The organism is Spiroplasma sp. hyd1 (genome assembly GCF_016082235.1).
GTDB lineage: Bacteria > Bacillota_I > Bacilli_A > Mycoplasmatales > Mycoplasmataceae > Spiroplasma > Spiroplasma poulsonii.
Genome location: NZ_JXYY01000052.1, coordinates 1 through 7,933, shown reverse-complemented (window position 1 = coordinate 7,933; position 7,933 = coordinate 1). Strand labels below are relative to the sequence as shown.

Below are 7,933 nucleotides of genomic sequence, written 5' to 3'. Positions count from 1 at the left end.
AACCGAAAGTTGAAAAAATGAATAGAGATATTAGAGAATATTTACCTAAGGGAACTGATTCTAATCAAATTACTCAAAAAGAAATTAATAAAGTTATGAAAATTATTAATGAGAAACCACGACCGAGTTTGGGCTGATTATCCTCCAAAGAGGTATTTTTACAAAATATTCAGTAATTAAATTATTAATTTTAGATTTTTAACAAAAATCATTTTTTGTGGTGCTGAAATAACTACATAATTTAAAAAAATAGTTGCATTTTTTAATAAAAGATATATTATCAAATTAATAAGGGCTAATTGTCCTACTTGCATCTTTACTTTACATTATAAATAGTTTAGCAAATTAAATACTGAGATTTAAAATTCTTATTCATATTCTTCTATTTTTATTACAATTATTAAATTTAATGATTTTTTGTATTTAATTAAATATTTTATTCTATCTTTTTCTTATAAATATTTGCATTTTTATTAATAAAGTATTATAATGATTGTGTAATTAAAAAAGGAGAAGAAAGAGCACAATTGTGCTCTTTCTTTAATGCCAACAATTTTAATTATGATAGTTTAAGAAAGGATGGTGTTGCATGGCAGAATTTACTAAACAGCAAGCACAGTTAAAAACAGCTTTGGAAAATTATTTATTAAAACAAAATTTAACATTATTTGCAATTAATTACTTACAAGATTTTGGAACTAATGTTGTGCAAATATTAATTGAAGATCAAACAACAGTGCTTGATTTAGATCGGTTAACAATTATTAGTGAAGAAATTAATCATTTAGTTGATGAACTTCATTTGTTTGTAGAAGAATACTTGTTAGAAGTCTCAACACCAGGTGCTGAGCGACCATTACGAAATTGGGGTGAAGTGCAACAACAAGTTAAGCGTTATGTTTATTTTGAATTTATTGAGAAAGTTAATAATTTAACAGCAGTTAGTGGTGAATTAACAGCAGTTGATGAAAAACAAACAATAACGGTTACTTATTTTGTAAAAGGGGCTCGCAAAACCTTACAAACAACTTATCAAAACATTAAATTGGCGCGTTGTGCAGTTAAATTTTAAGAAAGGATATATTATAGCATGATTGATGGTGCAAAACTATTAGTAACAATTGATGAAATTGTTAATGAAAAACAAATTAGTCGCAATTTAATTTTGGAATCAATTAAAGAAGGAATTAAAAAGGCTTATGAAAAACATTTTGATCCAGAAGCAACAATTATTGTTGATATTGATCAAAAGACAGGTCAAATCAAAGTTGAAAAAGAATTAGCAGTTGTTAAAAAAGTTGAAGATGATTTGTTAGAAATTGGTTTAAAGGAAGCAAAAACAAAATATGGTGAGCAAATTACCGTTGATGATAAAGTTTATGAACCAGTTAATTCAGAAGAATTCTCACGGTTAGCAATTTTTCAAGTTGGTCAAATTATTAAACAACAAATTAAAGAAGCCGAAAAAGATTCAATTTTTGATGAATATATTGCGCAAAAAGGACATTTGATGACAGGAATTGTTATTGCGGCAGAAGAAAAATATTTATTAGTTGAAGTTGAACGAACATTTGCCTACATTTCTCGTCGCAATTTAATTTTTTCTGACAATTATGAAGTTGGACAACAAATTACTTTTTTAGCGGAAGATATTGTTAAATCAAAAAATGCCGGGCAAATTACTGGTTCACGAACAAGTAATGATTTCTTATATCGTTTACTAGAACGTGAAATTCCTGAAATTTTTGAACAGGTAATTGAAGTCAAAGCAATTGCTCGTGACCCTGGTCGCCGTAGTAAAATTGCTGTTTATAGTACGAATGAAAACATTGATCCCATTGGCGCTTGTGTCGGAAGTAGGGGTAGTCGAATTAATAAAGTCACTGCTGAATTACAAGATGAAAAAATTGATATTTGTATTTATGATGACAATAGTCAACAATTTATCATTAATTCCTTATCACCAGTTAAAGTAATTTCAATTACAACTAATGATGAGGGCAAAGAAGCTGATGTTGTCGTTCCTGATGAACAATTGTCATTAGCAATTGGAAAAGGTGGGAGTGCGGCTAAATTAGTAGCGAAGTTAACAAAATGAAAACTAAACATTATGAGTTATAGCGAAGCGTTAACAAACCAAATTGAAATTTTATGAAATGGAAATTTAACAAGTGAAGAATTGACTGCTTTACAAGTTAAGTTAAAAGATAAAATTAAAGGAAAATACTTAACAAACACCTCAGTCCCAACGGTTGAAATGACAGTAGATTTACCAGTTGAAGAATTTGAAATTATTGAAGAACAAATGGCCGAAGAAACAATGATTCTTAATGAAGAAGAATATCAAGTTGATGATTTATCGGAAGCTGCGCCAGAAGTGTTAGCCGAAGAAATTCAAGAAATTGAAAAAAACATTTCTTATTTTGAAAATGAACAATTAGAAAGTCAAGATGAGGATGAAGAAATTAATTATGATGATTACGATGATTATTATAATCAAGATAAATAATTAATTAGGAGGGATACAAATGGTAAACCAGAAACAAACGCCATTGCGAAAATGTGTTGTTTCACAACAAATGTTACCAAAAAAAGAATTGGTACGGATTGTGAAAACGCCAACTGGGGAAATCATCATTGATCCAACGGGAAAAGCAAATGGACGGGGGGCCTATTTGCGACCAACGTTAGAGATTTATGAAAAAGCAAAAAAAAATCACGCATTAGAGTGTGCTTTAAAAGTAAAGTTAACTGACGAGTTTTATGATATGTTATATCATGAAATTAACGAAGGGTGAGATTAAAAATGTTACAGCAGAAAGGTTATAGTTATCTAGGTTTAGCAAAAAAGGCCGGAAAACTAGTAACAGGAGCACTTTTATTAACAGCAATTAAACAACAAAAAATTTTTTTGGTGTTAAATAGTATTGATGGGGGAGCAACCCAAGCAAAAAAATATGAACAAAAATGTTTTTATTATCATATCCCTTATTTTAAATGTCTTGAACCAACATTAACTCAGCAAGCATTAGGAACCGAGAATGTTAAAACCCTGGGGATTAGTGATCGTCATCTTGCACAAAGTTTACTTACTTTATTAACAAATCAGGAAGAATAAAAAAGGAGGAGGGACAGATGAATAATCAAAAAAATAACAAGTCAAATAAAAAATCATTAGCAAAAAATCAGCGTCATCGAATTCAATCACAATTAAAAACAGTTGAAGCGCATATTAATGAGGGGGTTTTTGTTTATGCCGAAACATTAACAATTGCTGAATTTGCGGAAAAAATTAGTAAACCCGTTAGTGAAATTATTAAGTACTTTTTTGCAAAAGGGATTATGTTAAATCAAAATACTTATTTAAATGAAGACCAATTAGGGGAATTATGTTTAGAGTTTGGGTTAGATTTTAAACGTGAAAAATCAGTAACACACGAAAACTTAATTGAGAGTTTTGAAGTTAATGATGATGATACATCATTAGAAAAACGACCCCCAATTGTAACAATTATGGGGCATGTTGATCATGGGAAAACAACGTTATTAGATACAATTCGTAATACGAACGTTGTTAGTACTGAACATGGGGGAATCACCCAACACATTGGCGCTTATCAAATTAAGACTAAAAATAATGAAAAAATTACTTTTGTTGATACCCCGGGCCATGAAGCTTTTACCCAAATGCGAGCTCGTGGAAGTGCGGTAACAGATATTGTTGTTTTAGTCGTTGCTGCTGATGATGGTGTAATGTTACAAACGAAAGAAGCCATTGATCATGCCAAAGCAGCGGGAGTGCCGATTATTGTTTTTATTAATAAAATTGACAAAGTCGGAGCAAACTTAGATAATGTTATGATGCAATTATCACAAGAAGATTTAACTCCTGAAGAATGGGGGGGAACAGTTTCTTACGTTAAAGGAAGTGCAAAACAAAACCAAGGGATTGATGAGTTATTAGATACAATTTTACTAATGGCTGATTTAATGGAATTAAAAGCTAATCCAAATCGTTTTGCCTTAGGAACTGTTATTGAATCGCATTTAGATCGTGGGTTAGGACCAGTTGCAACTTTATTAGTTCAATCAGGAACCTTAAATATTAAAGATGCTTTAGTAGCAGGATGTATTTTTGGGTATGTTCGTGATTTATCTGATGAAAGTGGCAAAAAAATTAAGACAGCGGAACCTTCAACACCCGTTATTATTTATGGCTTAAATGAGGTTCCCAATGCGGGAGATCGTTTTATGGTCTTTCGTGATGAAAAATTAGCCCGTGAAATTGCCTTAAAACGAAAAGCAACGGTTACTATTAATAAGCGTTATAAAAATCAAGTTTTTTCGTTGGAAAGTTTATCTGAACAAATTAAAGATGGACAATTAAAACAAATTAATATTATTTTAAAAGCAGACACCCAAGGAACAGTTGAAGCAGTTAAATCAAGTTTACAAAAAATTAATATTGTGGGAGTTAAAATTAATGTTTTACGAGCAACTGTTGGGGCGATTTCCGAAAGTGATGTTACTTTAGGATTAGCAAGTCAAGCCTTTATTGTTGGTTTTAATGTTCGTCCAACTGCGCATGTGCGGAAAAAAGTCGAAGATGAAGGAGTGGAAATTCGTTTGCATACCATCATTTATAAGTTAACCGAAGAAATTATTGCCGCAGCTGAAGGAATGTTAGATCCTGAAATGGTTGAAGAAGTCTTAGGGCAAGCAGAAGTTCGTCAAATCTTCCATCATTCTGATATTGGGACAATTGCTGGTTGTCATGTCACAGATGGAGTAATTCCACGTAAATCACGAGTACGTATTTTACGTGATGGGGTTATTGTTTATGATGGTGAATTAGCCTCATTAAAACATGTTAAAGATGATATTAAAGAAGCAAAAGTTGGTGCTGAATGTGGGTTAACAATTAAGAATTATAATGATTTAAAAGAACAAGATGTGATTGAAGCATATATTGAGAAAGCTGTTACTAAGTAGCAGTTTTTTTGGGTTGTTTTATGTTATTTTTGGTTGTTTTTGGTTACAAAGGAGTTATAATAAGGATGGTCAGATGATGTTAAAAGAACAACGATGAGAAAAAATTTTAGCTTGTTTAGATGAACAACACTTAGTACTTGTTAATGATTTAATTACAAAATTACAGTTATCACCGACAACCTTATGTCGGGATTTAACAGAAATGGAACAACAAGGGTTATTAAAGCGTGTTCATGGTGGGGTTAAACTGCAAAAAGTCCGTGAATTTCGGTTAGAAGAACAATTAAACGAAAAGATTCAGCACCATGCTGAAGCAAAATATTTAATTGCGCAACAAGCAGTTAAAAAAATCAAACCAAAAATGTGGCTTTATTTAGATGCTGGTTCATCAACATTAGCGTTAATTAAGTTAATGCGACCAGATGATGACTTAGTTATTATTACAAATTCCATTTTTCATGTCAAATTACTAGCCTTAGCAGGGTTTAATAATGTTTATGTTTTAGGTGGTAAGTATAAGCACCAAACAGGGGCTTTAATTGGATGAGAAGCAGTTAGCACCTTGCAAAAGTATCACCTTGATTGTGCTTTCTTAGGGGTTAATGGGATTAGCGGTGCGAATTTATATACAACTGATCCTGAAGAAGCAATGATTAAAGCGGAGGTTATTAAATGTGCAAGCAAAAGTTATGTTCTAGCTGACAAGTCAAAATTTAACGTCAGATCATCAGTAAAATTTGCTTCACAGTCAGAAGTTGAAATTATTACAAATTAAGAGAAAGGAAGCAGTAGCAATAATTATGAAGATAATTGATTATTTTACCAAAACAACAACCTTCTTAAAAACGGCAGTTAAGGATCAAACGGCGGTTTTTGAAACCTTAGCAGAAGCGTTAGAAAATAGTAAAATTGTCACTGATAAAGGACAATTAATTAATGCGTTAGAAAAACGTGAAACAGAAGGTCCAACCGGAGTTGGTGATGGTTTAGCAATTCCCCATTGTTCAAGTAGTAGTGTTACAAAACCAGCAATTGCAATTATGACCCTTAAAAAGGCGGTTAATTGACAAAGCTTAGATCAAAAACCAGTCGATGTTATTTTTATGATTACAACCCCAGAAAAAGGGGGCGAACAACATTTACAAGCACTAGCGCAGCTTGCTAGTTTTTTAGGAAAAAGTGAAGTTGTTGTTAAAATTCGGGCTGCAAAAAGTTTTGCTGATATTATTGCCGCTTTTGTTGAACCAGCAGCAGAAAATAAAACAGAACCAAATTCTAATGGTTATTATGATGTTGTTGGGATTACAGCTTGTCCAACCGGAATTGCGCATACTTTTATGGCAAAAGAAAAAATGGAAGAAGCAGCAAAAGCAATGGGGTTAACAATTAAAGTGGAGACTCAAGGCCGTGGTGGTAATGAAAATGTTTTAACCGCCACGGATATTGCAAACGCAAAAGCAGTTATCCTTGGCATTGATAAAAAAATTACTGGGATGGACCGAATGAATGGTGTTTCATATTTGGAAACAAGTACAAAAGATGTTATTTATCATGGTTAAGAGGTTATCAATGATGCTCTTGTTGGAAAACGCTTAACTGTTGGAAAAGTTAGTAAAAGTGGCGCTGATGAAGTTGGAGAATTAAGTTTAAAAAACTTTAAAGATGTTACTAAAAACCTGCTGGGGGGGGTATCGCGAATGTTACCCTTTGTTGTTGCCGGGGGAATTATTTTAGGAATTGGATTTCTATTAGATTCGGGTAATACTGGGGGTAATTTTGGAATAACCCGAGATATTGCCGCTTGATTTTCGGGTTTAGGAAAAGTTATTTTTGGGATGATGGTCCCAATTTTGGGGGCTTATGTTTGTTACTCGATTGTTGGTCCCCAAGGATTATTACCAGGGATGACCGCGGGGTTAATTGCAAATGCGCCAGGAATGTTATATGATAGTTCAACTAAAACAGGATGAGCTAACACATGGGGGCGTTTATTCCCCGATTCAATCTCTAACTTTAATTCGGGATTTTTTGGGGCCTTAATTGGAGGATATCTTGTTGCCTTTGTTGTTTATGGGTGCCAAAAAGGATTTGCTCGTTTTCATCCATCAGTACGGGGGGTTCGTGACATTGTTTTAATTCCCGTATTAACCGCATTAGCAGCTGGTGTTTTAATGTTTGGCCTTAATATTCCCTTAGGTTACTTAAACTATGGCCTAGGAGAAGGGTTAAAAGCAATTGCGGATTATAATTTAAGTGCTTTAATTGGAATCATTATTGGGTTAATGATGGCCGCCGATATGGGAGGACCAATTAATAAAGCCGCTTATGTCTTTGGGACACTAACAATTGATGCAACCCAAAATGTTTATGCCGGAATTCGTTCAACCAATGGGGGAACCGTCTTTATGGCCGCCGCAATGTTAACAGGAATGGTACCACCATTAGCATTAGAATTATGTACGAGAATGTTTAAAAAATATTGAACTAAAAAAGATGTCGAACAAGGAAATACCAACTGATTCTTAGCAGCTTGCTTTATTACAGAAGGCGCTATTCCATTTGCTGCATCAGATCCAAAACGAACAATTCCATCAATTATGGTTGGAAGTGCTGTTTCTGGGGCAATTGTGAGTGGGTTTGGAGTAACTTTAGCAGCACCGCACGGTGGACTCTCTTTGTCTTTCCGTTATTACAAATTCAAGACAATGGTAAAAACTGGTTTACAATTAGTAACCATGGTGCTTCAATTGGGGTGGCAGTTTTAATTTCTGTTGTTGCCTTAATTATTGGTAGCTTTATTAGTGCTTTACTTCTTGGTTTTTGAAGAATGCATGCCTTAAAAGCGAAAAAAATTACGTTAGCAAGTTAAATTTATTAGTAGAAACCCAATAATTTGGGTTTTTATAATAGACTTCTTGCGATACCCTTTTTTATTAAAATA

At 33.0% G+C, this 7,933-nt stretch carries 8 protein-coding genes and 1 pseudogene; all 9 read left to right on the top strand.

The features are described 5' to 3' along the window. A pseudogene (locus TS70_RS08855) lies at positions 1–176 on the top strand (IS30 family transposase); the annotation flags it as partial. 413 nt (positions 177–589) lie between these two features. Beyond that, complete coding sequence (locus TS70_RS05290) at positions 590–1,072, top strand: ribosome maturation factor (protein ID WP_040094015.1); 483 nt, start codon at positions 590–592, stop codon at positions 1,070–1,072. 18 nt (positions 1,073–1,090) lie between these two features. Continuing rightward, positions 1,091–2,509, top strand: coding sequence for a transcription termination factor NusA (gene nusA / locus TS70_RS05285; protein ID WP_198049625.1), 1,419 nt, complete (start codon positions 1,091–1,093; stop codon positions 2,507–2,509). Between the two features lie 19 nt (positions 2,510–2,528). Next, complete coding sequence (gene rnpM, locus TS70_RS05280) at positions 2,529–2,804, top strand: RNase P modulator RnpM (RefSeq protein WP_040094010.1); 276 nt, start codon at positions 2,529–2,531, stop codon at positions 2,802–2,804. A gap of 2 nt (positions 2,805–2,806) precedes the next feature. Further along, on the top strand, positions 2,807–3,118 hold the full coding sequence (locus tag TS70_RS05275; RefSeq protein ID WP_198049624.1) for a L7Ae/L30e/S12e/Gadd45 family ribosomal protein: 312 nt from the start codon (positions 2,807–2,809) through the stop codon (positions 3,116–3,118). A 17-nt stretch (positions 3,119–3,135) separates the two neighbouring features. Then, positions 3,136–4,992: a translation initiation factor IF-2 gene (gene infB / locus TS70_RS05270; RefSeq protein WP_198049623.1), complete on the top strand. Its 1,857-nt coding sequence runs from the start codon at positions 3,136–3,138 to the stop codon at positions 4,990–4,992. Between the two features lie 73 nt (positions 4,993–5,065). Beyond that, positions 5,066–5,767: a DeoR/GlpR family DNA-binding transcription regulator gene (locus TS70_RS05265; protein WP_241460596.1), complete on the top strand. Its 702-nt coding sequence runs from the start codon at positions 5,066–5,068 to the stop codon at positions 5,765–5,767. Between the two features lie 25 nt (positions 5,768–5,792). Next, positions 5,793–6,551 (top strand): fructose PTS transporter subunit IIA, encoded by a 759-nt coding sequence (locus TS70_RS08675; protein ID WP_241460595.1) that lies wholly within the window; start codon positions 5,793–5,795, stop codon positions 6,549–6,551. Positions 6,552–6,557: 6 nt separating this feature from the next. Beyond that, a complete protein-coding gene (locus tag TS70_RS07855) occupies positions 6,558–7,757 on the top strand; it encodes a fructose-specific PTS transporter subunit EIIC (RefSeq protein WP_308699454.1) in 1,200 nt (399 codons plus the stop codon). Positions 7,758–7,933: the final 176 nt, after the last annotated feature.